We start from the raw sequence: 24,654 nt of genomic DNA, 5'->3' as shown, positions 1-24,654 counted from the left end.
TCGTCAGTTTGACTGCGAGCCCCATCCCACACGGCTTTGCGCGAGTTCAAAGGCGGTTGTCCACTGAGTTATCCACAGCTTCTGTGGATTGTCCCAAGCGCTTGCTCTAGGACGGGCGTGCCGGCTTTTTTCGACTTTACCTGTGCGAAAAAAAGAGTAGAGTGGCGCGCCTTCCGATCTGCCCCACAGTGCTTTATGAAGTTTCGCTCAGCATCAGTCTCTGCTACCCCAACATCCCCCAGTGTTACCCCACCCAAACGCTTTTCGATGCGCGTGGCTGAGTGGCTGCTGGACAGCCCGCGCCTGGGCGAAAACTCCAACATCAAACACTTCGCCGGACGCTTGCTCAAGCAGCCTGCCCGGGAAGGCGTGGTGGCCGCGCAAAGCCGTCTCGGCCAGTTGATGTGCCGCGAATGCGGTAATGCCCGGGATCGCCGCATTGGCCAGGAGCTGTTGCGTCAGGCCGCGCGTGCGGGCGACCGACGCGCGCAACAGGAACTGGGCCTGAGCGAAGACTGAGCTGTCCAAGACCTGACGCCTTGGTTAACCTTCACGCTTTATCGAATCGGCAGGAGTGGCTATGGCGATGGACTTGACCAGCGCATTGCTGGGGCTGACGGGCGCTGGGCTGCCGTTACTGGTGCTGGCCTGGCAACTTCAGCGTCGAGCGAGTGCGGGGCAGGCCGAGTTGGCGCTGCTGGAAGAGCGCCTCGCCATCGCCCAACTGACGCAGGACGGCTTGAATGCTCAGCTTGACACTTGCCGTGATGAAATCGCTGACCTGAGCCAAGCCAACGCCGCCAAACAGGCCGATCTGGCTGCCGTGCGCCGGGAAGTCGAACTGCTCCAGATCGAGCGCGACGACGCCCGCGACGCGGCCCACGCCTGGAACATCGAACGCGCCGGCAAAGAGGCTGAGTTGCGTCGCCTCGATGCTCAGGCCGCTTCCCTTAACGCCGAACTGCGTGAGCAGCAGGAAAGCCATCAGCAGCGCCTCAACGACCTGCAAGGCTCGCGGGACGAACTGCGCGCGCAATTCGCCGAGCTGGCCGGCAAGATCTTCGACGAACGTGAGCAACGTTTTGCCGAAACCAGTCAACAGCGTTTGGGCCAGTTGCTCGATCCGTTGAAGGAACGTATCCAATCGTTCGAAAAACGCGTCGAGGAAAGCTATCAGGCTGAAGCCCGCGAGCGCTTTTCCCTGGCCAAGGAACTGGAACGGCTGCAACAACTGAACTTGCGCCTGAGCGACGAAGCCACCAACCTGACGCGGGCCTTGAAAGGGCAGAAAACCCAAGGCAACTGGGGCGAGCTGATTCTCGAGCGGGTGCTTGAGCACGCGGGGCTGGAGAAGGGGCGGGAGTACCAGACTCAGGTCAATCTCAAGGGGCCGGACGGTGAGCGTTTCCAGCCGGATGTGATTATTTACCTGCCCGGCGACAAGCAGGTCGTGGTCGATTCCAAGGTCAGCCTCACGGCCTATCAGCAATATGTGGCGGCCGAGGACGACGCCATCGGCCAGATCGCCATCAAGCAGCACGTGCTGTCCCTGCGCAACCACGTCAAAGGCCTGGCCGGCAAGGACTACAAGCGGCTCGACGGCTTGCACAGCCTGGATTTCGTTCTGCTTTTCGTCCCGATCGAAGCGGCGTTTTCCGCGGCGTTGCAGGCTGAACCGACGCTGTTTCAGGAGGCATTCGACCGCAATATCGTGATCGTCAGCCCGACCACGCTACTGGCCACCTTGCGGGTCATCGACAGTCTGTGGAAGCAGGAGCGCCAGAGTCAGAACGCCCGGGAAATCGCCGAGCGCGCCGGTTGGCTGTACGACAAGTTCGTGTTGTTCATTCAGGATCTGGATGAAGTCGGCAATCGCTTGCAGCAACTGGACAAGGCTTACAGCAACGCACGCAACAAGCTGACAGAAGGCCGTGGCAACCTGGTCAGTCGCAGCGAACAGCTCAAGTTGCTCGGAGCGCGGGCCAGCAAGAGCTTGCCGGCGGACCTGCTGGAGCGGGCGATGACCGATGTCGATGGCTTGGCCGAATTGCCGGAATAAGCAAGGCACCACCTGGTCTTCGTGGCGAGGGAGCTTGCTCCCGTTCGGCTGCGCAGCAGTCGTCAAGCAGGCAGCGCGGTATACCTGACAGTCATCGTGGCAGCACTTGGGGCTGCTTCGCAGCCCGGCGGGAGCAAGCTCCCTCGCCACAGGTTTTGGGTGGTCTGGAGGGCCGCACTACAACGGCAAGTGCCGACTCAACAACGCCCGCAACGCCGCCGGTTTCACCGGTTTGGCCAGGTAATCCAGGCCAGCGGCATGCACCTGGGCCACCGTCTCCGGCCGTCCATCTGCACTGATCACCACCCCCGGCACCGGCTCGCCCAGTTGCGTGCGCAACCACGCCATCAACTCGGTTCCAGTCTCGCCATCGTCCAGGTGGTAATCCACCAGCGCCAATTGCGGACGCACCCCGTCGCCGAGCAGCGTCGCGCATTCCTCACGGTTGCGCGCGGTCCAGACCTGGCAACCCCAGCGGGTGAGCAAACTGTTCATGCCGATCAAAATGCTGTCTTCATTATCGATACACAGCACCTGCGCGCCACCGAGCAAATGGCCATTGAGTTCGGCCACCTTGGCCGGCGTCGTGGTTTGTACCCGAGCCAGCGGCACGCTGACGCTGAACACACTGCCGCGACCCGGCCAGGAACGCACGCGCAAGGTGTGGCCCAGCACACGACACAGCCCATCGGCAATCGCCAGGCCCAAGCCCAGGCCTTTCTCGGCCCGGGTCTGGTGGCTGTCGAGGCGTTTGAACTCTTCGAAAATCACCTGCAGTTTATCTTCCGGAATACCCGGTCCACGGTCCCAAACCTCCAGGCACAGCTCGCCGTTGCGCCGCCGAACGCCCAGCAGCACCGGCCCCTTGGCGTAGCGGAAGGCATTGGTCAGGAAGTTTTGCAGGATCCGTCGCAGCAGTTTGATGTCGCTGTCGACCCGCAGCGCGCTGCCCCTGACGCGGAATTTCAGTCCCTGTTCCTGAGCCAGTGCCTTGAACTCGGCGCCTAGCGTATGGAACAACTCATTGAGCGCGAAGGGCTTGCGATCAGGGTTGATCTTGCCGTTTTCCAGGCGGGAAATGTCCAGCAGGTCGCTGATCAGATCCTCGGCCGAGCGTAGCGAACTGTCCAGATGATGAACCAGCTTGCGGGCTTCACTGGATAAATTTTCTTCCTGGTGGGAGAGGGCGGCAGAGAATAGCCGCGCAGCGTTCAGCGGTTGCATCAAGTCATGGCTGACGGCAGCCAGGAAACGGGTTTTCGACTGGTTGGCCGATTCGGCGGTGCCCTTGGCTTCGGTCAGGGCAACGTTGAGTTGCGACAGCTCGTGGGTCCGTTCGATGACCCGTTGCTCGAGGCCTTCGTTCGCTTCGGTCAGTGCCTGCTCGGCCTCGCGGAACGCGGTGATGTCGGTGAAGCTCATGACGAAACCGCCGCCCGGCATCGGGTTCCCGATCAGCTCGATCACTCGACCATTAGGGAACAGCCGCTCGGAGGTATGGGCGCGGCCCTGGCGCATCCAGTGCAAGCGACGGGCGACGTGCACTTGCGCCTCACCGGGCCCGCACAGACCGCGCTCAGCGTTGTAGCGAATGATGTCGGCAATCGGCCGGCCAACGCTGATCAAACCGTCGGGGTAGTTGAATAACTCGAGGTAGCGCCGGTTCCAGGCCACCAGTTTCAGCGACTGGTCGACCACGCTGATGCCTTGGGTGATGTTCTCGATGGCACCTTGCAGCAAAGCGCGGTTGAACTGCAGCACTTCCGAGGTTTCGTCGGCGATCCGCACGACATCCTCGAGTTGCATTTCCCGACCTTCAATGGCGGCTTTTACCACCGCCCGGGTCGAAGATGCGCCGAGTACACCGGCCAGCAAGCGTTCGGTATGGGCGATCCATTCACCGTCCGCGTTCTGGTTCGGGTTGAAGCCTTTGCCCTGACGGTAAGCGAAACGGAGGAAACTCTGACGAGCCCGCTCTTCGCCGACAAAACGGGCGGCCAGTTGCTGCAAGTCATTGATCTGTACCGCCAGCATCGAACGGGCGCTCGGGCGGGCGCTGATTTCCTGGCCGATGAAGCGGCCGGCCTGCCAGTGCTCCGAAACCCGCGTGCGCGACAGCACCGAGACCCAGGCGAATAAGGTGAAGTTGCCCGCCAGGGACAGCACCACGCCTTGCGTCAGCGGCGTGATCGGCAGGTTCAACGGGTTGCCTTGCAGCCATGCCAGCCCCGGAAAACTGCTCAGGGGCAAGCCGAGACTTTTGGCGGCGATCGGCAACACCAGGGTATAGAACCAGAGGAACGTCCCAGCGGCTAGCCCCGCGAACACCCCTCGACGGTTAGCCTGTTTCCAATACAGCGCGCCGAGCATGGCCGGGGCCAGTTGGGTCACGGCGGCGAAGGCGATCTGGCCGATGGTCGCCAGGCTCGCGGTGGAACCCAGCAGTCGATAACTGACGTAGGCCAGCAGCAGAATGACCACGATACTCACCCGTCGCACCGAAAGCATCCACTGGCGGAACACTTCGAACGGCCGCTCGGCGTTGTTACGCCGCAGTAACCAGGGCAGCAACATGTCGTTGGAAAGCATGGTCGACAGCGCCACGCTGGCCACGATCACCATGCCGGTCGCCGCCGAAGCACCGCCGATAAACGCCAGCATCGCCAGGGCAGGGTGAGATTGGGCCAGGGGCAGGCTGATGACGAATGAGTCCGGCAGCACCGAACTGGGCAACAACATCTGACCGGCCAGCGCGATCGGCACGACAAACAGCGCCGCCAGCGCCAGATAGGCCGGGAACACCCACTTGGCCAAACGCAGATCCTGAGGATCGATGTTTTCCACTACGGTCACATGGAACTGCCGGGGCAGGCAGATGATTGCCATCATCGCCACGCCGGTTTGCACCACCATGGAAGGCCAATTGATAGTTTCTTTCCAGTACGCTTCGAGACGCGGGGCGAGCATGGCCTGGTCGAACAGGTCGTCGAAACCGTCATACAGGCCGTAGGTCACGAACGCGCCGACCGCGAGAAAAGCGAACAGCTTGACCAGCGATTCAAAGGCAATCGCCATCACCATGCCGCGGTGGTGTTCCGTGGCGTCGAGGTTGCGGGTACCGAAAACGATGGTGAACAGTGCCAGCACCAACGACACGATCAGCGCCGTGTCTTGCGCGCGCGTGCCCATGGCGTCAGCCCCGGCACCGATCAGCAGGTTCACGCCCAGCACGATGCCCTTGAGCTGCAAGGCGATGTAGGGCAATACGCCGACCAGGCAGATCAGCGCCACCACGACCGCCAGCGACTGGGATTTACCGTAGCGGGCGGCGATGAAGTCGGCGATGGAGGTGATGTTTTCCTGTTTGCTGATCATCACCATTTTTTGCAGGACCCACGGCGCGCACACCAGCAGCAGGATCGGCCCGAGGTAGATCGGCAGGAATGACCAGAGTTGTTCGGCCGCCTGGCCCACGGCACCAAAGAATGTCCAGCTGGTGCAATAAACGGCCAGCGACAGGCTATACACCCAGGCACGCACCCGTGGCGGCAACGGCGCGCTGCGCCGATCACCATAAAAGGCGATAGCGAACAGGATGGCCATATAGGCCAGGGCGACGGTGGCGATCAGCCCGATGGACAGCGACATGGGAACTCCAGACAAAAGACCTCCGGGACTGCGCCCGGTCAGGACAGTCTCGCATGAGCGCTTGAGTTAGTCAGTGTCGACCAAGGTCGTGGCGTGGCGGGGGTCGCAGGTTGGGAGTCAGTTCGATTTTTGCTACGCAATACCTGTAGGAGCGAGGCTTGCCCGCGAAGGCGGCGTTACTGACTAAACGCACCCAGCATGTAGCCCATCCGCTGGGTGTGGCGCGGATATTGGTGATCGAGACCGAAGACAGCGTCTGATGCCATATATGCAAAACAGATAACAGTTAGAGATATTACCCGTTATATCGATATTCGATTCGGATCTACCATGAACTCCACCTCACCAGAGGACAGGAGTTCACCATGACCTGCACCCGTAGCGTTAAACCCGGTATCAAACCGCTCAGTCATTTGCAGCACCCTCGAGAGGCCATCCGCCAATTCACCCCCAACTGGTTCGCGGCGACCATGGGCACGGGTGTATTGGCGCTGGCGCTTGCGCAATTGCCGGTGTCGAATCCCGGCCTGCATGCGTTTGCCGAAGGCTTGTGGCTGTTCAATATTGTTCTGTTTGTTCTGTTCACGGCCATGTATGCCGCGCGTTGGGTCATGTTCTTCGACGAGGCTAGACGGATTTTCGGGCACTCCACGGTTTCGATGTTTTTCGGCACCATTCCCATGGGCCTTGCGACCATCATCAACGGCTTTCTGTTGTTCGGATTGCCGCGCTGGGGTGACGGCGTGATTCATGTCGCCGAAGTACTGTGGTGGCTGGATGTGGCGATGTCGCTGGCCTGCGGCGTATTGATTCCCTACATGATGTTTACCCGCCAGGAACACAGTATCGACCAGATGACCGCTGTCTGGCTGTTGCCAGTGGTGGCGGCGGAAGTGGCGGCGGCCAGCGGCGGCTTGCTGGCGCCGCATCTGGCCGATGCTCATTCACAACTGGTGGTGCTGGTGACCAGCTACGTGCTCTGGGCCTTTTCCCTGCCGGTGGCGTTCAGCATTCTGACTATCCTGTTGCTGCGCATGGCGTTGCATAAATTGCCCCACGAAAACATGGCCGCCTCAAGCTGGCTGGCCCTTGGGCCGATTGGCACCGGTGCGCTGGGCATGTTGCTGTTGGGGGCCGACGCGCCAGCGATCTTTGCCGCCAACGGTTTGCCGGGTATCGGCGAGATCGCCGCAGGGCTTGGCTTGGTGGCCGGCATCACGCTGTGGGGCTTCGGGCTCTGGTGGATGCTGATTGCGCTGTTGATCACTCTCCGTTACTTGCGCGCCGGTATCCCGTTCAATCTCGGCTGGTGGGGCTTCACCTTTCCGTTGGGCGTCTATTCTTTGGCGACGTTGAAACTCGCGAGCACCTTGCACCTGACGTTTTTCAGTGTCTTTGGCTGTGTACTGGTGGCGTTGCTGGCGGTGATGTGGCTGATTGTCGCCAAACGCACGGTGCAGGGCGCATGGCGGGGTGAGTTGTTTGTTTCGCCGTGCATTGCAGGATTAAAGAAATAATCGGCAAAGATTGGGTAATCTGTGGCCTGGATCGACGTTCCATTCCAAAACAGTATTCATGCCACTCGTTACCCAAAATCAGCTACCCAAAATCAGGGACACATGGAAGATGAGTCACCCCTCGCAGTTCACCTTGCTTCGCACTCGGCGCTTCCTACCGTTTTTTGTCACGCAGTCCCTCGGGGCCTTCAACGACAACATCTTCAAGCAGTCGCTGATCCTCGCCATTTTGTACAAGCTGACGATTGAGGGTGACCGCTCGATCTGGGTCAACCTGTGTGCGTTGCTGTTTATCCTGCCGTTTTTCCTGTTCTCGGCATTGGCCGGGCAGTTTGGGGAAAAGTTCGCCAAGGACGCGCTGATCCGTCTGATCAAGCTCGGGGAAATCGTCATCATGGCGGTGGGGGCGGTCGGTTTCATGTTCGATCACCTGTCGCTGATGCTGCTGGCGCTGTTTGCCATGGGCACCCACTCGGCGCTGTTCGGGCCGGTGAAGTACTCGATCCTGCCGCAGGCCTTGCGCGAAGAAGAGCTGGTGGGTGGCAATGGCCTGGTGGAAATGGGCACCTTCCTGGCGATTCTTGCCGGGACCATTGGCGCCGGGATCATGATGTCTGCCAGCAACTACGCGCCGGTCGTGTCCACGGCGATCATCGGTATCGCGGTGCTCGGTTACCTGGCCAGCCGCAGCATTCCCCGGGCCGCAGCGGCATCGCCGGAAATGCGTCTGAACTGGAACATCTTCAGTCAGTCCTGGGCCACCTTGAAGCTGGGCCTTGGGCAAACACCCGCGGTATCGCGTTCGATCGTCGGCAACTCATGGTTCTGGTTTGTCGGGGCGATTTATCTGACGCAAATCCCGGCGTATGCCAAGGAATGGATGCACGGCGACGAGACCGTGGTGACGCTGATTCTTACCGTGTTCTCGGTCGGTATTGCATTGGGCTCGATGCTCTGCGAGAAACTCTCCGGGCGCAAAGTCGAGATTGGCCTGGTGCCGTTCGGTTCGTTTGGCCTGACAGTGTTTGGCCTGTTGCTGTGGTGGCACTCCGGCGGAATTCCGGACAGCGTTACCGGCCACGGCTGGATCGAAGTGCTGGGATTCGGTCACGCCTGGCTGGTGCTGATCGACATCCTCGGGCTTGGGGTCTTCGGCGGTTTCTACATCGTGCCGCTGTATGCGCTGATCCAGTCGCGCACCGCCGAGAATGAGCGTGCTCGGGTGATCGCCGCCAACAACATTCTTAACGCCCTGTTCATGGTGGTCTCTGCGATTGTGTCGATCGTCTTGCTGAGCATCGCCAAGCTGTCGATCCCGCAGCTGTTCCTGGTGGTGTCGCTGCTGAACATTGGCGTCAATGCTTATATCTTCAAAATCGTCCCCGAGTTCAGCATGCGCTTCATGATCTGGCTGCTCGGCCATTCCATGTATCGCGTTGAGCATCGCAATCTGGAGCTGATTCCCGATGAGGGCGCGGCATTGCTGGTTTGCAACCATGTGTCGTTCGTCGACGCCTTGCTGATTGGCGGTGCAGTGCGTCGGCCGATTCGCTTTGTGATGTATTACAAAATCTACAACCTGCCAGTGCTGAACTTCATTTTCCGCACGGCGGGGACGATTCCGATTGCCGGGCGTCAGGAAGACATTCAGATCTACGAAAAAGCCTTCACCCGCATCGCCCAGTATCTGAAGGACGGCGAGTTGGTGTGCATTTTCCCTGAGGGCAAGTTGACCGCCGATGGCGAGATCAACGAGTTCAAGGGCGGGCTGACACGGATTCTCGAAGAAACGCCAGTGCCGGTGATACCGCTGGCGTTGCAGGGGTTGTGGGGGAGTTTCTTCAGTCGCGATCCGAACAAGGGGATGTTTCGTCGGTTGTGGTCGCGGGTGACATTGGTGGCGGGGCCGGCGGTGGCCGTTGAAGTGGCTGAACCGGCGACATTGCAAGGGTTGGTGGGGGAATTGCGTGGGGCCGTCAGGTAGTCGTTGAGCGGGCGGGCCTCTTCGCGGGCAAGCCTCGCTCCTACAGGTTGAGGCGAGGCTTGCCCGCGATGGCGTCAGTGGCCTAAGTGCTAACCTTGAGCCCAATCAGTCCGGCAATGATCAACGCCACACTGACGAGTCTGAACAGCGCCATGGATTCACCAAACAAAATGATCCCGGCGATCACCGTACCCACCGCACCCACGCCAGTCCAGATCGCATAGGCCGTGCCCAGCGGCAATTCCTTCATGGCAAGGCCCAGCAGGCCAAGGCTGATCGCCATGGCGGCAATGGTCAGTGCGGTAGGAAGAGGGCGGCTGAAACCGTCGGTGTATTTCAGGCCGACGGCCCAGCCGACTTCGAACAGGCCAGCGAAAAACAGAATGATCCAGGACATCAGAGACCTCCATCGATGGATGGGGTCGTCCCCGGATTAATGATTCGATCGAGCCGCGAGGTCGTCCCCGCGTTGCGCAATAGAGTGCCCATCATTAACCCGAGGATCAAGTTTTCAGCTTAATCCGCCGCCTGCTGAGCAGCGATTTGCCGGTCTTCTTTCTCGCTCATACGACGGAAATACGTCGAGAGCAGCGCCCCGGAAATGTTGTGCCAGACGCTGAACAACGCGCTTGGCACCGCTGCCAACGGCGAGAAGTGCGCGCTGGCCAGGGCCGCGCCCAGGCCGGAGTTCTGCATACCGACTTCCAGTGCCAGGGATTTGCGCTGGGCCAGTGGCAGGTTGAACAGGCGCCCGGTGAAGTAACCCAGCAAGTAGCCGAAGCTGTTGTGCAACATCACCACGGCCATGATCAGCAGGCCGGATTCGGCAATCTTCGCCTGGCTGGCAGCCACCACGGCGGTGACGATGATCACGATGCTCACCACCGACACCAGTGGCAACACGTCTACCGCGTGACGAACCCGATCACCGAGTACGCGCTGGGCAACCACGCCGAGCACGATCGGCAGCAGAACGACTTGCAGGATCGACCAGAACAGCTCCATGAACGACACCGGCAACCAGGCCGAGGCCAGCAGCCAGATCAGCGCTGGCGTCAGCAGCGGAGCGAGGAGGGTGGTGACGGCGGCAATGGCCACCGACAACGCCAGATCGCCGCGGGCCAGCCAGGTCATCACGTTCGACGAGGTGCCGCTTGGGCAGCAGCCGACCAGAATCACCCCGACAGCGATCTCTGGCGGCAGGTGAAAAACCTGGCAGAGCAACCACGCCACACCGGGCATGATCACGAAATGGGCGACTACGCCCAGGGCCACGCGCCACGGATGGCGAGCGACTTCGGCGAAGTCTTCAAGCTTGAGGGTCAGGCCCATGCCGAACATCACCAGCCCCAGCAGCGGCACGATGGCGCCTTTCAAGCCGATGAACCAGGTTGGTTGCACAAACGCCACCACGGCGAAAATCAGTACCCAGTAAGCGAAGGTGTTGCCGACAAAACGACTCAATGCAGCCAGTGCGCGCATGGCCTGATCCTTGTCATATAAGTGGGATCCCTAGTTTGGAAGTCCAATCAATGTGGGAGCTGGCTTGCCTGCGATGGCGGTGTGTCAGACTACATTTAAGCCGTCTGACACACCGCCATCGCAGGCAAGCCAGCTCCCACATTTGATCCGGTTCCTTCAAGGGGAACCGGTTGTTTTTAGATCCCTTGCGGGGTCTCTTCACCACCCAACGCTTCAACCATCGCCGGCAGGAAGTCGCCGAAGGTCAGCATCATCAGGGTAAAGCTGGCGTCCAGTTGACCCAGGGCTTCGTCGCCACCGTCCTGTTCCGCCTGATCTTGCAGCAGGTCTTCGAACTTCAGGCGCTTGACCACCATTTTGTCGTCAAGCACGAACGACAGTTTGTCCTGCCAGGCCAGCGACAGTTGAGTGACCACTTTGCCGGTGCTCAGGTGCAGCTGGATTTCTTCGCTGGTCAGGTCCTGACGCTTGCAGCGCACGATGCCGCCGTCTTCGTGGGTGTCACGCAGTTCGCACTCGTCCAGCACGAAGAAATCATCCGCGGCTTTCTGGGTGGTGACCCACTCGGTCATGGTCGCGGTCGGCGACATCTTCACCGTCAGCGGACGCACTGGCAGCGAGCCGATCACTTCGCGCAGGGTGGACAGCAGGTCTTCGGCACGTTTCGGGCTGGCCGAGTTAACCAGGATCAGGCCCTGTTTCGGCGCGATGGCGGCGAAGGTCGACGAACGACGGATAAAGGCGCGGGGCAGGAAGGCCTGGATGATTTCATCCTTGATCTGATCGCGTTCCTTTTTGTAGACCTTGCGCATTTGTTCGGCTTCGATCTCTTCGACCTTTTCCTTCACCGCATCACGCACGACACTGCCCGGCAGAATGCGTTCTTCCTTACGGGCGGCGATCAGCAAGAAGTCGCCGCTGATGTGCACTAGCGGCGCGTCTTCGCCCTTGCCGAATGGCGCGACGAAACCGTAGGTGGTCAACTCCTGGCTTGCACATGGACGCGCCAGTTTGGTGGCCAGTGCAGTTTCCAACGCCTCGGCATCAAAAGGCAGATCTTGGGTCAGGCGATAGATAAGCAGGTTTTTGAACCACATGGGGTGAGTCTCTCCTTTATACAAAGGGGGGCATTATTGTCCTCCGTGTGCCATAGGCCAACCCTTCTCTAAGCCTTTGGAAGGCCTGAGAAAATTAATTAAAAAAGTGCTTGCCAGAGGTTGGGTCGCTACGTAGAATGCGCGCCACACCGAAAGTGAAGGGTGATTAGCTCAGCTGGGAGAGCGTCTGCCTTACAAGCAGAATGTCGGCGGTTCGATCCCGTCATCACCCACCATTCGCTTTAGTGTTACGCGCAGCGGTAGTTCAGTCGGTTAGAATACCGGCCTGTCACGCCGGGGGTCGCGGGTTCGAGTCCCGTCCGCTGCGCCATATTCGGTAACCTGGAACGCTGAACGCCAGGTCACCACGGAAAAGCCCGCTAACGCGGGTTTTTTTCTGCCTGAGGTTCCTGCAGGGTGTGTCGTTTTACCGGTTTTCAGATTTTTTTGATTTTTTATCAATTAAATCAACACTTTATGAAAATCTGTGGCACAATGCGCCCCGCAACGAAGGTAAAGGGTGATTAGCTCAGCTGGGAGAGCGTCTGCCTTACAAGCAGAATGTCGGCGGTTCGATCCCGTCATCACCCACCACTTACTTTCAACGCTACGCGCAGCGGTAGTTCAGTCGGTTAGAATACCGGCCTGTCACGCCGGGGGTCGCGGGTTCGAGTCCCGTCCGCTGCGCCATATTCGGTATCTGGAACGCTGAACGCCAGATCACCACAGAAAGCCCGCTTAATGCGGGCTTTTTGCTGTCTGGGATTTGGCTTTGTGCTGGCCTTTCACTGAAAAAGCGACCTGGTCGGGTAATGCCAGCAATTTCCGTCACGCCACACTCCTTGTAGCTGCTGCCGAAGGCTGCGTTCGGCTGCGTAGCAGTCGTAAAACCAGAAATTTCGGTGTGTCAGGCAGACTGGGTCAGTCGATTTCACGACTGCTTCGCAGCCGAACGCAGGCTTCGCCAGCTGCTACAGATCTCACTCCGGCTTAAGTGTCTTGTTCATTGTTCGGCGTTACGGCTGTGCCGGTAGTCGCTGACGGCCTCGTACACCGCTTTGCGTAACCGGTTGATCCCGCCAATCGGCCTATGAGCTTCAAGGCCGAACCATGGGTTGAACGATTGGTTGTCGCATTGCAGGTTCAGCGCCGGGGTGTCGAAATCCTGGGCAGGCAGTTTGATCCGGGCCACGGTTTCGAAGGGCGCGTCGCTTTCGTTCCACTCGATACTGGTGTCTTCGATCGGCATGTACTTGCCCGCATCCTGACGCTGGATCTGTAAAACGAAACAGGCCGGTACCCGATCGGTCGATAGCTGCTGGTTCAGCGCGCTGCGCAGGAAGTTCGGCAGGTTTTGATTTTGCGCGGGCAGCGCGTAGGCCGGGCAGCTATCAGGATCCGGCATCACTCGGAATTTGGCGTTGGCCTCACCAAACTTGTACGGCGAAACTGAAAAGTACGTGGTCTGCGTCGGGCTTGCCGGGGCAGGGGAGAGCGTCGCCAGCGCAATAAACAGATGGCGAACCTGCCAGGTGCGCGGGTCCCAACCCGGGAAGAACGCCATGACCTTTTTGCCGTCAGCCTGAGCGGCCACATTCTGACGATACTCGGCGACATCGCTGACAAAGAAGTTCGGATGGTTGAACATCACGAAATCCTGTTCGCTGCGCCCTTGTCGGTCACTCAGCAACTGTTTACCAGGCACATCGAATAGTTTGATGGCCATGCCCCGGGCATCGCGGATGCTATCGAACTGCGGATACGCATTGCCGTTGGACAGCCGTATCGTCGCTTGCCAGGTTTTGCCGGGCTCGCTGAACACGCCTTGGCGTAACTCAGCCGTCAAATCCGACAGCACCTGTACCTCGGCCTTCACGCAGCCATGGGCCTTGGCATGGGCATCGCGCAGGTAGCGGGTGCTTTCCCGGTGTTGATCGACGATACGTACGGCCGTCTGGATGATGTCCTGGGTCATTGCCGCTTCGCCGTCCGGAATCAGTTCTTCAGCCGATACCGGGCCGCGATGCTGCCAGGCGGACCAGGCCATGATCAGCGCCCAGCCGAGCAGGCCCAGACCCAACAACCACAGCAGGGTTTTGCCGAGGAAGGCGCCCAGGCGCAACCAGAGAGTGATCAGCATGGGTCAATCCTTTTGACTGAGGCGGCGGTCTGGCAATTGCGACTCCATCGGGCCGCCCAACACTTTCAGGTATTCCAGCAGCGCCCAGCGTTCCTCCGGTTGCAGCAGACGACCAATGACGCCGTTACCGCGTTCACCTGCGCGGAACTCGTGACCGCTGTTGTGATTACCGGTAATGCGCGTGTCGAACACAAAACCGTTGGTGAAGGCTTCGGTGCGATAGCCCAAGTGTTTAGGGTCATATTCGAAGGTGCCTTTGTAGAACGTGGTCGCGCGTTCACTTTGTGGCGAGAGCAATTGATAAAGGCTCGGTACCGAACCGTTGTGCAGAAAAGGCGGCGTGGCCCAGACGCCCGCCAAAGGTCGGGCCTTGTAGCTACGCAACTCCTGAACGCCGATCGGCAGGCCGAATCCGTCCAGGTTCGGGCGCTCTGCGGGTGTCACTTTGGCTTCGCGGTAGGCCTGGTTGCCCACGAAAGCAGTGACGTAGGCCAGTCCCTTGGCCACGGACAATTGGCTCATATCCAAGGGTTCTGTGGGTTTGGGATGCAGTTGTACGTCCAGTTGCGCAAGCTCCGCCGGATCCCACTGTAAAGCCGTCAGATCGAAGCGATGATCGGCAATGTTGTTGGCGGCGCCGGGGTCTGTGCCAATGACCTCCACAGGCAGCAATTTCAGATGTTGCACCGGTCTGCTGTCGCTTTGGGTGACGCGGGGGACATGACACCCGGCGCAATTTTCAGCGAACAGTTCGCGGCCTTTTGCGGCCAGGGGCTTGTCGATGTTGCCCAACAGGGCTTCCGGCCAGGCAGGCGGTTTGAGTCGTTGCAGGGTTTCTTCGATCCGGTGCAGATCGCGCACCCGGACGCTGGACGGGTAGCGGTCGTCGCCCTTGAGCGGCTGCCCGCTGCTGTCGAAGAAATTCAGCGTGGCGCCCACACCCAAGGCCTCTCCGATATTACGGGCCATCGGTTGCTGCGCCGAACCGTTCCACTGCACCCAGTCGAAGGTCCACATGTCCCACAGTTGCGGGTAGTCCACCGGAGCGTTGGCCACACGGTAGTTGGCGGGTGAGATCGCGTCGCCGAAGCTGGCGTTGGCAATGCGCCCGAAAGCATCGGTGCGGCCGGGGCCTTCTTCGGTGGGGTAGAGGCCGCGATGGGTGTCGTTCCAGGCCACTTTCAAGAAGGTATCGAGTGAGACTTTAAAATCCTGCCGTAGTTGTTGATGCCGTGCGTCGTAGTCCTGACCCAGAACGTTGCGGGCGAAACGTTCGAATTTCCAGGGGTTGTAGTAAGTCGAGGCGAGGCTGGCCACCAGTGCCTGACCGAAGCTGCCGCCACGCAGGGTCGGAACGCTGGACGGCAATACATGCTGGGCCGAGCCGCCGTCGATGCGCACGGCTTGGCCATTGAAGCGTAATTCGCCGGTATGGCAGGCAGCGCAAGTGATGTCCAGATACTCGTCCTGGCTGCCGGGGTTTTGATGACGGGCAAAACCGACGGGCAGGTTGCCAGGATTGTTCGGCGTGGCTTTCTGACTCGGGTCGATCAGAAAACCAAAGCGTGCAAGGTATTCAGGAGCGGCGAATCGTTTTTGCGAAAAGGGCAATTCAAGGGCACTGAACCAGTCATAGCGCAAGCCTTTGACCTGGGTACCCTGAGGGGTGAAGTAGTAAGCCTGTCGGTCGGCGGCGCTCCATTGCTCCAGGTAATTTACCTGTTGCGCCGGTGACCAGGCCGGCAATTTCGGGTTGGCGACGTAATACAGCACTACGGCGAGGCCCAGCCCCAGCAATACTGCGATCAGGATCAGCAAGCGGAATATGAGGCGCACGATAAACGTCCTTGTCAGTTTGTAACTCTCTTATGCCTCAGCTCACGAAGTGCGGCAAGAGGCCATTACGCCAGAGTCTGTGGGAACCGGCCCTCAAGTCCGTAAGAGCGAAATGACAGAAGCTTCATCCTTCTATAGCCAAAATGCGTTTAAACACCTGAACTTATCAGACGTTTCCTGCTCTCATGCCGGTAGCCATTGGTCGTGGCGGCCTGATAAGCTCGCGGCTTTACTCGATTGCCCTTTAGGCGCATGAACAAGGAAATAGCATGAAACAGCATCGGTTGGCGGCGGCGGTGGCCCTGGTTGGCCTGGTACTTGCGGGTTGTGATTCGCAGACCAGCGTAGAGCTGAAAACCCCGGCGCAAAAAGCTTCCTACGGTATCGGCCTGAACATGGGCAAAAGCCTGGCTCAGGAAGGCATGGATGATCTGGATTCCAAAGCGGTAGCCCAGGGCATCGAAGATGCCGTCGGCAAGAAAGAACAGAAGCTGAAAGATGAAGAGCTGGTTGAAGCCTTCGCTGCATTGCAAAAGCGTGCTGAAGAGCGTTTGGCCAAGATGAGCGAAGAGTCGGCAGCCGCTGGCAAGAAATTCCTCGAAGAGAACGGCAAGAAAGCGGGTGTCACCACCACGGCTTCCGGTCTGCAATACGAAGTGGTCAAGAAAGCCGATGGCGCTCAGCCTAAGCCGACCGACGTAGTGACTGTTCACTACACCGGTAAATTGACCAATGGCACCGTTTTCGACAGTTCCGTCGAGCGCGGCAGCCCGATCGATCTGCCGGTCAGCGGTGTGATTCCGGGTTGGGTCGAAGGCCTGCAGCTGATGCACGTTGGCGAGAAGTACAAACTGTACATCCCTAGCGAACTGGCTTACGGCGCCCAAAGCCCAAGCCCGGCGATTCCAGCCAACTCGGTGCTGGTATTCGACCTGGAGCTGTTGGCCATCAAGGATCCAGCAAAACAAGACGCCCCCAAGTAATTCGCGTCTGCTTTAAAAACAACGCCTCGCTTATGCGGGGCGTTGTTGCATCTGGCGTTCAGTGGAGGTAAACAAAGCGAACGGATGCGGTACGCTGAAGTCATAGCCAGTGAGGGCGCTCGAGCTAGACGGGCCAGAACGCCAAGTCAATGAAATCTTGGGTTTTTTTATGTGAGTAAAAAACGCCCGATCTGAGTCAGGCCCTTATGAAACGGGGCTTTCAGCGGTGAAATGCAGCTCTGTTCACAAGGTTATCCACAATTTGTGTGGATAACATTTCAGTGGGAGTAATAAATGAAAACGCCCTGGAATTTTGCTCGTTTCCTGCCTCTGGCTGGACGCCTGCTCGCCCGTGGTCGTTTACCGACCCTGCTGTTCGCTGTTGCCAGCAAAGGTGCCAGCCAGGGCAATCGTCTGGGCAAGCTCAAAGATGATCTGCGTTTGTTACAGGCACTCTGCCTGGCCTACTGGCGTGGTGAGTACCGGGCCATTAGCCCCAAAGCACTGGTTTCGGTGGTGGCCGGCCTGATGTATTTCCTGAGCCCGGTGGATGCGATCCCGGATTTCATCCCGGTATTCGGCATGCTCGACGACATTGCCGTACTGGCCTGGTTGATGAAAGTTCTCGATGACGAACTCAACGCCTTCCGCGCCTGGCGCAAGCGTCAGCTGCCGGAGAAGCTTGCGGTAGTCGAACGCTTGCCTGATACCCCCGAACAACTGCAGCTTCAGGGACCGAAAAAAAACTGAGCCAATTCAAAATCCTCCAGATATTCATGCCCCCCCGCGACCTTGGCCGCTGTTAGGATTACACTTCTAAGGAAAAGCGCCGACTCGCTAAGTGTCGTTGTCCTACGGGGTAGTCATGGATATTCAGATAATTACACGCGAAGGCGAGCCCGAATATGCGGTTCTGCCATGGGCTCAGTATCAGGCTCTACTGAAAGCAGCAGGCATCAAGCAACAACCACCGCGTGACGCCACAGCGCCTCCCGCGGCGGCACCAGACCAGATTCTTCCGGGTCTGGATCAACTACGCAATTTGCGCGAAGGGAAGGGCATCGCCATTGAGGCGCTCGCCCGCACGGTAGGCATCAGCCCGTCATATCTCGCCTTGATCGAAAGCGGTGAGCGTCAACCCGACGCTGCTATTCGCCGCAGCCTCGCCTGGGAATTGACGGTGCCAGGATGGAGGGATGAATCGTGAGCGTACGCATAAGTCGTCAACATTGGGACGGATTGCTGGGGGAGCTGGATCAGGCGCGTCGTCAGCGCCATCTTTTGACTTATCGGGCGTTGCTGGAGCGTTTGCAACTACCCACGCCGGCCATGCAAACCTTGACCGCAGCCCTTGAACACCTGGCCGCACTGGATGCCAGAGCCGAGCAGCCGTTGCGCAGCTCGCTGGTGATCAGCCAGGGCGCGAGCCGCTTGCCGCGCACCGGCTTCTTCGAATGTGTCGAGCGCCTCGGGCGCTTCTCCGGACCGTCCGATGGCGTGGCTGCCGCGTCCTGGCATGCCTCGGAAGTGGTGCGGGTGTTCGAATACGAATACCCCGAGTCGGCGGAAGCCTGAGTGTTTTTACGACTCAAGGCGCGGGCCAGTTACTGGTTGGCCCGCCGGTTGTTCCACTGGTCGTGGTTTGTGCGTCAGCCGCGAGGCTGGAGTTGGCTCGAGGGCCAGTTTGCGCGTATGGCGAACCTGGGTGATGTCGGCGCCCAGAGCTTCTACGGCCACATTCTGACCTTTCGCGGCGTCGGTCTTGGGGCGCGCGAGGAGGGTGTGCGATTACTGCGCCTGGCCGCGTTGGCGGGGGATGGCAAGGCGGCCTATCAGGTTGGCGTGATCAGCCTGGCCGGTACGCCGAGCAAGGCGCCGGATCCGGCTGAAGCGGCTCGCTGGTGGGAAATGGCGGCGAAGGCCGGGCATCCGCTGGCCGAACTTAAATTGAAAGAATTGGCGTCCCGTGGTTCTACGGATTAAGCAATTAAGTGTCTGACAAACGAATGTGGCGTGAGGGCAACCTCCCGCCACGTTTGCGTTTTTGCCTGCTTGGTAATTTAGTTGATCGCTTTTTAGCGAATCACCCTACATCAACATCATCCTTTCCTGACTTCTTTCCTGATCGATCCCCCGCAAAGTCTCGCGCGTTTATTGCCGGGTAGATCCATCGGAGATTTCCTTCAAGTTGTAGCGGTTTGCATGAACTGGTGCGGAATGAGTTCACCCGATAGCCTTTGATGGTCACTGAAAATTCAGTGGTGGGGTGTAGGAACCCTGTATTTGCATCGGTAATGCGCAAGCGTCGAAACCTGATTTGCGGCCGTCAATGGGCGTCCGTAAGATCCGTTATGGCGGCTGTGCGCGGGCACGCTTCGGCGTGGTCGAGTTTCCGATGCTCGGTATTCCTACCCCGCGTATAGCTGCCACCCAAGCCTGTAGGAAGGTTTTTGGCAGCTCCCATTTTCATCGGAAGGTCTCAAATGCCAACACTTCATCCTGATCCACCCTACGAAAAACCAATTCCCCACCCCAAAAACCGCTTCATGGCACTCACCAGCAACTGCAACGACATGCCCACGCTGTTCGTCGATACCCACGCGCCGCTCGATATCTTGACCGACGCTGCCAGCTATCGAATTCGTGCTGTCACCCAAGTGCTTGAGAACCTGTCCATGCGCGGCTCCGTCGAGTGTAATTCGACGATACTCAGCGACTTTGCCTTGCTCTGCGCCATTCCGCTGCGCGATGGCTGTGATGTGCTGGATGTGATTGGGCGGCGGTTGCGGGCGCTGGCTTCGGGCGATGTCTAGTGACGGATTAGTCCTGGAAATTTGCAGTGCCTGAGCGGGCCTCTTCGCGGGCAAGCCTCGCTCCTACAGGTTTTGTGTCGTTTGTGGATATTGCGAATGACACAAATGCAAATTAACCCATTGCATGTCTGACAAATGAACGTGGCGTGAGGGCAACCTCCCGCCACGTTTGCGTTTCTGCCTGCTTGTTGATTAATGGAGTGATCATTGGCGAATCCCCCTACATCAACATCATCCTTTCCTGACTTCTTTCCTGATTGATCCCCCGCAAAGTCTCGCGCGTTTATTACCGTGTAGATCCATCGGAGATTTCCTTCAAGTTGTAGCGGTTTTCATGAACTGGTGCGCGATGCGCTCCATCGATAGTCTTGGGGCTGTCACTGCAAATTCAGTGACAGGGCGTGGAAGCCCTTCTATCGTTAGGCGCATCAAGCGCCACCAGTTCGGCGTTTTTTATCGTCTGTGTTTTATGGTGGCTGTGCGCGGGGCGCTTTCGAGTGCGCCAGGTGCCTAACGTCCTGGTCTTCCACACCTGCGTACAGCCGCCACCTATTGCGTGGAAGTGATTTCTGGCGGCTCCAATCCATACGTTAGTAATCAAACAATGCCAGCAATTACCCCTGATCCACCCTACGAAAAACCAATTCCCCACCCCAAAAACCGCTTCATGGCGCTCACCAGCAACTGCAACGACATGCCCACGCTGTTCGTCGATACCCACGCGCCGCTCGATGTTTTGTATGACGCTGCCAGCTACCGAATTCGTGCTGTAACGCAGGTGCTCGAAAACCTGTCCATGCGCGGCTCAGTCGAGTGTGATTCGACGATTCTCAGCGACTTTGCCTTGCTCTGTGCCATTCCACTGCGCGATGGCTGCGATGTGCTGGATGTGATTGGGCGGCGGTTGCGGGCAATGCCGTCGGAATAGCGTCGAGCACTGTTTTGTGGCGAGGGAGCTTGCTCCCGCTGGGTCGCGAAGCGGCCCCAAAAGGGGACTGCTGCGCAGTCCAGCGGGAGCAAGCTCCCTCGCCACAATCACCGATGCCCGGCAACCAACGCTTCCTCGACTGTTGGCACCGCCAGGCTATCAATCACATGCACGCTATACCCCGGCACATTCTTCGCGTGATGCTTGGCCTGTGATGCCATCTCTGCCAACTGGCTCGCATCGAGTTGTCCGCAGGTCTGTGGATGCAAATGCACCACGCCGATGGACAGGGACAGCAGCGCAAATTCCTGTCTTACGCCTTGGCGGTTGGGTGCGATGAAGCAGCCGGCTTCCAGGTGTTCGCTGCGGTAAAAGCGTCGGCATTGGCTGTGGAAGTCGTCCAGTAATTGGTTCAAGCGTTTGCGCCAGTCTTCCGGGCCGAGCACCAGCAGGAAGTCGTCGCCGCCGATATGGCCGACGAAGTCGCGGGATGGGTCGACGCGGTCGTTCAGGCATTGCGCCAGACACAGTAGGACTTCATCCCCGCGACCGTAGCCGTAGATGTCGTTGAAGGGTTTGAAGCTGTCGATGTCGACGTAGCAGATCACCGATTCCCGTTCCTGTTGCAGCAGCCGTGTCAGGCATTGCTGGATCGGCACGTTGCCCGGCAGCAGGGTCAGCGGGTTGGCGTAGCGGGCTTGCTGGATTTTCAGTTCGGTAATCAGCTTGAGCACGTCGATCACCCGACCTAGCCCCAAATAGCCGCCGTTAAGGGTGATGATGAAGTCTTCTTCAATACGCTGGCGTGCGCGGCTGGTGATCAGGCGGCTGACCTGTTGCAGCGACTGGCTCAGCTCCACGGCGAGGAAGTCGTCGCTCATCAAGCGACTGATGGGCTTGCGGGCGAACAGGTCGGTGGCAAAGGGCTTGAGCAAGGCATCCGACAGCGAATGACGGTGGACGATGCCGCAGGGCTGGCCCTGTTCGTCGAGCACTGCCAGAGAGTTCAGGTTGGCCTGGCGGCGGAAGGCTTCCAGCACGGTGGCGGTCGGGGTGTCGCTGGTCACCGCGGGCTGGTCGTTGAGCAGTGCGCTGAGGTCACTGACTTCCTCGCTCAGTATCGCGGCGATGCTGTTTGGTTTGGGCATCAAGGTTCGGGCATCGCGGGGCGGCTGTTCCTGGGGGCGGCAGAGCAGATAACCCTGGACCAGATCGACCCCCATTTCGGTCAGCACGGCGAGTTCTTCCGACAATTCGATGCCTTCGGCGATCACTTTTGCCCGGGAAGCCTTGGCTATCTGCAGGATCGAGCCAACGAACTCACGCTTGAGCGCGTCCTGGTGAATGCCGTCGATAAAGTGCCGATCAATCTTGACGTAGTCGGGCCGCAATTCAGACCAGAGGCGCAAGCTTGAATAACCCGCGCCCAGATCATCCAGCGCGATGGAAAAGCCCATTGCCCGATAGTGATGCAGGGCGTTTTGCAGCAACTGGAAATCGTCGGTTGGAGTCTGTTCGGTGAGTTCGATCACCACTTGGCTCGGTGGGATGCCGAAGTCCTGCAGCAGTTGCAGGGTACGTCCGGGTTGGTGGGCGGCTTCGAGCAGGGATTCCGGTGAGACATTGAGGAAGAGTTTGCCGGGCAGTTGCTGTTCATTGAAGCGTCGGCAAGCACTTTGACGGCAAGCGATCTCCAGTTCGCTGAGGCGACCGGCCTGGCGAGCTACCGCGAACAGGGCAACGGGGGAGTGCAGCGGACTGTTGGAGGGGCCACGACTGAGGGCTTCGTAGCCGATGATACGTCGTTCAGAGAGGGAAATGATCGGCTGGAACAGGCTGTGCAAACCGCTTTGAGTCAGTATCGAGCTCAAGGCACTCAGCTGTTCGGTTGTGGTCATGGCGATCTCTGGCGATAAAAAAAGGACTGGGAGCGCAAAGCTCCCAGTCCCTTATTTCACGACAGAATGATGACTGTTTGATGACGCTCCGGGGGGCGTCAGCATTAAATTGCCATCATCTTAATGCTTGGCAACCGCGGTGTTGAGTTTCAAGTAGTCCAGCAGAATCCGCCCCGTCTCGCTCAGATAAGCATCGTCTTCTGGCTTGGTCTTGTCCGGCTCGCCCGCGAGGGCATCTTCGTCTTCTTTCTTCAGCTCTTTGAGTGGTTCTTCGCCCTTGGCCTTGCGACGCAGGTTTTCCATGGCCAGTTGCTTGGCTTCGATATCGGCATGTTGTGCACGACGTTCGGCTTCATTGAGGCTGACGGTTTTTTCGCTCATCAACTTCTGCGCCAGGGCCAGTTTGTCGCGGATGAACACGAACTCCGCGTCTTTGGCCGTGCGCACGTCATGCTCGGACTTGAGCTGCGTGATGTACGGTTTGAACGGGTCAAGCGCAGGCTTGATGGCCGCACGAATGGTGTCCCACGGCATGGCTTCCGGCAGGGCGCTTTCGCCGATTTCCTTGGTGTCGATGATCGATGGGTAATCGATGTCCGGCAGCACGCCCTGATGCTGGGTGCTCTGGCCGGAAACCCGGTAGAACTTGGCCAGGGTCAGTTTCAGTTCGCCATGGTTCAGCGGCTGAATGGTCTGCACGGTGCCTTTGCCGAAGGTCTGGCCGCCGATGATCAGCGCGCGGTGGTAGTCCTGCATGGCGCCGGCGAAAATCTCCGAAGCCGAGGCGGACAAACGGTTGACCAGCAACACCATCGGGCCTTTGTAGAACGCGCCCGGGTTTTCATCTTCCAGCACATCGACCCGGCCGTCGGCGTTACGCACCAGTACGGTCGGACCTTTGTCGATGAACAGACTGGTCAGCTCGGTGGCTTCCTGCAAGGAGCCGCCGCCGTTGTTGCGCAGGTCGATGACCACGCCGTCGACCTTGTCTTTCTGCAGCTCGGTCAGCAGCTTCTTGACGTCGCGGGTGGTGCTCTTGTAGTCCGGATCACCGGCACGGAAGGCCTTGAAGTCCAGGTAGAAGGCCGGGATCTCGATGACGCCGAGTTTGTAGTCCTTGCCATCCTGCTTGAGGTTGAGGACCGACTTCTTCACCGCCTGATCTTCGAGCTTCACCGCTTCGCGGGTAATCGGCACGATTTTGGTGGTCTGGTCGTTCGGCGCGTTGCTGGCCGGAATCACTTCCAGGCGCACCACGGTGCCTTTGGGGCCACGAATCAGTTTGACCACTTCGTCCAGACGCCAGCCGACCACGTCGACCATCTCTTTGTTGCCCTGGGCCACGCCGATGATCTTGTCGGCCGGTGCTACCTGCTTGGTCTTGTCGGCCGGGCCGGCAGGCACCAGGCGTACGACTTTCACTTGATCGTTATCGCTCTGCAACACGGCGCCGATGCCCTCCAGGGACAGGCTCATGTTGATGTCGAAGTTTTCCGCGTTATCCGGCGACAGATAGTTGGTGTGCGGGTCGTAGGACATGGCGAAGGTATTGATGTACGCCTGGAAGATGTCTTCCGCACGGGTCTGGTCCAGACGCGACAGCTGATTCTTGTAACGCTTGGTCAGGGTTTCCTGAATCTGCTTCGACTCTTTGCCGGAGATCTTCATCCGCAGCACTTCGTCCTTGACGCGTTTGCGCCACAGGTCGTCCAACTCGGCGGTGGTCTTGAGCCAAGGGGCATCCTTGCGATCGACCAGCAAGGTTTCCTTGGCGGTGAAGTCGATCTTGTCGACGCCCTTGTTCAGCTCGGCAAGGGCAAAGTCCAGACGCGCCTTGACGCGGTCCAGGTAGCGCTTGTAGATGGTGAACCCGGCGTTCAGGTCGCCGCTTTTGAGGAAGTCGTCAAACTGGGTTTTCCATTTGTCGAATTCGGCAATATCGCTGGCCATGAAATAGCTACGCGATGGATCCAGCAGCTTGATATAGCTGTCGTAGATGATCACGGAGCGTGCATCGTCGAGCGGTGGTTTGCTGTAATGGTGACGCTTGAGCAATTCGACGACGTTCAGACTGGCGATTACTTCGTCACGATCGGGCTGAAGCTTGTCCCAGCTGTTGGCTGCGAACGAATGGCTCGACATCGGCAAAAGACCGAGACCAATGACAAGAGCGAGGGCGGTGCTGGGGAGCAGATGCTTCATGCTGATTCGACGCAGGGACAATTGATAACGCATATTAGGCCGTCTTTGAAGTCGCCGGATCCACAAG

General features: G+C 58.9%; 19 protein-coding genes and 4 tRNA genes. 15 read left to right on the top strand and 8 right to left on the bottom strand.

Annotated features, from left to right (window positions below; all coding sequences use genetic code 11):
• The first annotated feature begins 195 nt into the window (after positions 1 to 195).
• Both PMI18_RS18755 and rmuC read left to right on the top strand, forming a co-directional pair.
• On the top strand, positions 196 to 519 hold the full coding sequence (locus PMI18_RS18755; protein ID WP_081499838.1) for a hypothetical protein: 324 nt from the start codon (positions 196 to 198) through the stop codon (positions 517 to 519).
• A gap of 175 nt (positions 520 to 694) precedes the next feature.
• Positions 695 to 2,059: a DNA recombination protein RmuC gene (gene rmuC, locus PMI18_RS18760; RefSeq protein WP_162831691.1), complete on the top strand. Its 1,365-nt coding sequence runs from the start codon at positions 695 to 697 to the stop codon at positions 2,057 to 2,059.
• Positions 2,060 to 2,236: 177 nt separating this feature from the next.
• Here rmuC and PMI18_RS18765 read toward each other — a convergent pair whose 3' ends face one another.
• Entirely contained in the window at positions 2,237 to 5,707 is a 3,471-nt protein-coding gene (locus tag PMI18_RS18765; protein WP_007898908.1) for a hybrid sensor histidine kinase/response regulator, read from the bottom strand.
• A 365-nt stretch (positions 5,708 to 6,072) separates the two neighbouring features.
• Here PMI18_RS18765 and PMI18_RS18770 point away from each other — a divergent pair, with 365 nt between their 5' ends.
• A complete protein-coding gene (locus PMI18_RS18770; RefSeq protein WP_007898906.1) occupies positions 6,073 to 7,224 on the top strand; it encodes a TDT family transporter in 1,152 nt (383 codons plus the stop codon).
• A 109-nt stretch (positions 7,225 to 7,333) separates the two neighbouring features.
• A complete protein-coding gene (locus PMI18_RS18775; protein WP_007898905.1) occupies positions 7,334 to 9,208 on the top strand; it encodes an MFS transporter in 1,875 nt (624 codons plus the stop codon).
• Positions 9,209 to 9,290: 82 nt separating this feature from the next.
• Here PMI18_RS18775 and sugE read toward each other — a convergent pair whose 3' ends face one another.
• From sugE to rdgC, 3 genes are all read right to left on the bottom strand, one after another.
• On the bottom strand, positions 9,291 to 9,605 hold the full coding sequence (gene sugE, locus PMI18_RS18780) for a quaternary ammonium compound efflux SMR transporter SugE (protein WP_007898904.1): 315 nt from the start codon (positions 9,603 to 9,605) through the stop codon (positions 9,291 to 9,293).
• 119 nt (positions 9,606 to 9,724) lie between these two features.
• Positions 9,725 to 10,690 (bottom strand): bile acid:sodium symporter family protein, encoded by a 966-nt coding sequence (locus tag PMI18_RS18785; RefSeq protein WP_007898902.1) that lies wholly within the window; start codon positions 10,688 to 10,690, stop codon positions 9,725 to 9,727.
• Positions 10,691 to 10,866: 176 nt separating this feature from the next.
• Positions 10,867 to 11,787: a recombination-associated protein RdgC gene (gene rdgC, locus PMI18_RS18790; protein WP_007898901.1), complete on the bottom strand. Its 921-nt coding sequence runs from the start codon at positions 11,785 to 11,787 to the stop codon at positions 10,867 to 10,869.
• A 160-nt stretch (positions 11,788 to 11,947) separates the two neighbouring features.
• Between rdgC and PMI18_RS18795 the strand changes: the two genes are divergently transcribed.
• From PMI18_RS18795 to PMI18_RS18810, 4 genes are all read left to right on the top strand, one after another.
• Positions 11,948 to 12,023 (top strand) — tRNA-Val (locus PMI18_RS18795).
• Positions 12,024 to 12,041: 18 nt separating this feature from the next.
• A tRNA-Asp gene (locus tag PMI18_RS18800) sits at positions 12,042 to 12,118 on the top strand.
• Between the two features lie 187 nt (positions 12,119 to 12,305).
• Positions 12,306 to 12,381: transfer RNA gene (locus tag PMI18_RS18805), tRNA-Val, on the top strand.
• 19 nt (positions 12,382 to 12,400) lie between these two features.
• Positions 12,401 to 12,477, top strand: a tRNA-Asp gene (locus PMI18_RS18810).
• Positions 12,478 to 12,790: 313 nt separating this feature from the next.
• On the opposite strand, the gene PMI18_RS18815 is transcribed toward PMI18_RS18810, so the two are convergent.
• Positions 12,791 to 13,927, bottom strand: coding sequence for a catalase family protein (locus PMI18_RS18815; RefSeq protein WP_007898899.1), 1,137 nt, complete (start codon positions 13,925 to 13,927; stop codon positions 12,791 to 12,793).
• 3 nt (positions 13,928 to 13,930) lie between these two features.
• Complete coding sequence (locus tag PMI18_RS18820) at positions 13,931 to 15,763, bottom strand: di-heme-cytochrome C peroxidase (RefSeq protein ID WP_007898897.1); 1,833 nt, start codon at positions 15,761 to 15,763, stop codon at positions 13,931 to 13,933.
• A 269-nt stretch (positions 15,764 to 16,032) separates the two neighbouring features.
• Between PMI18_RS18820 and PMI18_RS18825 the strand changes: the two genes are divergently transcribed.
• From PMI18_RS18825 to PMI18_RS18855, 7 genes are all read left to right on the top strand, one after another.
• Entirely contained in the window at positions 16,033 to 16,746 is a 714-nt protein-coding gene (locus tag PMI18_RS18825; RefSeq protein WP_007898896.1) for an FKBP-type peptidyl-prolyl cis-trans isomerase, read from the top strand.
• Positions 16,747 to 17,040: 294 nt separating this feature from the next.
• Positions 17,041 to 17,496: a YkvA family protein gene (locus tag PMI18_RS18830; RefSeq protein ID WP_007898895.1), complete on the top strand. Its 456-nt coding sequence runs from the start codon at positions 17,041 to 17,043 to the stop codon at positions 17,494 to 17,496.
• Positions 17,497 to 17,611: 115 nt separating this feature from the next.
• On the top strand, positions 17,612 to 17,953 hold the full coding sequence (locus PMI18_RS18835) for a helix-turn-helix domain-containing protein (protein ID WP_007898894.1): 342 nt from the start codon (positions 17,612 to 17,614) through the stop codon (positions 17,951 to 17,953).
• Positions 17,950 to 18,321: a hypothetical protein gene (locus PMI18_RS18840; RefSeq protein WP_007898892.1), complete on the top strand. Its 372-nt coding sequence runs from the start codon at positions 17,950 to 17,952 to the stop codon at positions 18,319 to 18,321. Before PMI18_RS18835 ends, PMI18_RS18840 begins: the two co-directional genes overlap by 4 nt.
• Entirely contained in the window at positions 18,322 to 18,729 is a 408-nt protein-coding gene (locus tag PMI18_RS18845) for an SEL1-like repeat protein (protein ID WP_007898889.1), read from the top strand.
• Positions 18,730 to 19,229: 500 nt separating this feature from the next.
• The gene (locus tag PMI18_RS18850) at positions 19,230 to 19,559 is read left to right on the top strand and encodes a hypothetical protein (RefSeq protein WP_007898879.1); all 330 of its coding nucleotides are present in this window, start codon (positions 19,230 to 19,232) and stop codon (positions 19,557 to 19,559) included.
• 604 nt (positions 19,560 to 20,163) lie between these two features.
• Positions 20,164 to 20,487: a hypothetical protein gene (locus tag PMI18_RS18855; RefSeq protein WP_033036251.1), complete on the top strand. Its 324-nt coding sequence runs from the start codon at positions 20,164 to 20,166 to the stop codon at positions 20,485 to 20,487.
• A 107-nt stretch (positions 20,488 to 20,594) separates the two neighbouring features.
• Here the strand turns inward: PMI18_RS18855 and PMI18_RS18860 are convergent, their stop codons facing one another.
• A complete protein-coding gene (locus PMI18_RS18860; protein WP_007898875.1) occupies positions 20,595 to 22,385 on the bottom strand; it encodes a bifunctional diguanylate cyclase/phosphodiesterase in 1,791 nt (596 codons plus the stop codon).
• A 120-nt stretch (positions 22,386 to 22,505) separates the two neighbouring features.
• Complete coding sequence (locus PMI18_RS18865; protein ID WP_162131371.1) at positions 22,506 to 24,587, bottom strand: carboxy terminal-processing peptidase; 2,082 nt, start codon at positions 24,585 to 24,587, stop codon at positions 22,506 to 22,508.
• Positions 24,588 to 24,654: the final 67 nt, after the last annotated feature.

Origin of the sequence: Pseudomonas sp. GM102 (assembly GCF_000282555.1) — a bacterium.
Taxonomy (GTDB): Bacteria; Pseudomonadota; Gammaproteobacteria; order Pseudomonadales; family Pseudomonadaceae; genus Aquipseudomonas.
This window is presented reverse-complemented; position numbering and strand designations above follow the sequence as displayed.

What these genes read in the sequence shown, in the direction of transcription:
- PMI18_RS18755 (WP_081499838.1), top strand. Translation starts at nt 196, where the DNA reads ATGAAGTTTCGCTCAGCATCAGTCTCTGCTACCCCAACATCCCCCAGT.
- PMI18_RS18765 (WP_007898908.1), bottom strand. Translation starts at nt 5,707, where the DNA reads ATGTCGCTGTCCATCGGGCTGATCGCCACCGTCGCCCTGGCCTATATG.
- PMI18_RS18770 (WP_007898906.1), top strand. Translation starts at nt 6,073, where the DNA reads ATGACCTGCACCCGTAGCGTTAAACCCGGTATCAAACCGCTCAGTCAT.
- PMI18_RS18775 (WP_007898905.1), top strand. Translation starts at nt 7,334, where the DNA reads ATGAGTCACCCCTCGCAGTTCACCTTGCTTCGCACTCGGCGCTTCCTA.
- sugE (WP_007898904.1), bottom strand. Translation starts at nt 9,605, where the DNA reads ATGTCCTGGATCATTCTGTTTTTCGCTGGCCTGTTCGAAGTCGGCTGG.
- PMI18_RS18785 (WP_007898902.1), bottom strand. Translation starts at nt 10,690, where the DNA reads ATGCGCGCACTGGCTGCATTGAGTCGTTTTGTCGGCAACACCTTCGCT.
- rdgC (WP_007898901.1), bottom strand. Translation starts at nt 11,787, where the DNA reads ATGTGGTTCAAAAACCTGCTTATCTATCGCCTGACCCAAGATCTGCCT.
- PMI18_RS18815 (WP_007898899.1), bottom strand. Translation starts at nt 13,927, where the DNA reads ATGCTGATCACTCTCTGGTTGCGCCTGGGCGCCTTCCTCGGCAAAACC.
- PMI18_RS18825 (WP_007898896.1), top strand. Translation starts at nt 16,033, where the DNA reads ATGAAACAGCATCGGTTGGCGGCGGCGGTGGCCCTGGTTGGCCTGGTA.
- PMI18_RS18830 (WP_007898895.1), top strand. Translation starts at nt 17,041, where the DNA reads ATGAAAACGCCCTGGAATTTTGCTCGTTTCCTGCCTCTGGCTGGACGC.
- PMI18_RS18835 (WP_007898894.1), top strand. Translation starts at nt 17,612, where the DNA reads ATGGATATTCAGATAATTACACGCGAAGGCGAGCCCGAATATGCGGTT.
- PMI18_RS18850 (WP_007898879.1), top strand. Translation starts at nt 19,230, where the DNA reads ATGCCAACACTTCATCCTGATCCACCCTACGAAAAACCAATTCCCCAC.
- PMI18_RS18855 (WP_033036251.1), top strand. Translation starts at nt 20,164, where the DNA reads ATGCCAGCAATTACCCCTGATCCACCCTACGAAAAACCAATTCCCCAC.
- PMI18_RS18860 (WP_007898875.1), bottom strand. Translation starts at nt 22,385, where the DNA reads ATGACCACAACCGAACAGCTGAGTGCCTTGAGCTCGATACTGACTCAA.
- PMI18_RS18865 (WP_162131371.1), bottom strand. Translation starts at nt 24,587, where the DNA reads ATGAAGCATCTGCTCCCCAGCACCGCCCTCGCTCTTGTCATTGGTCTC.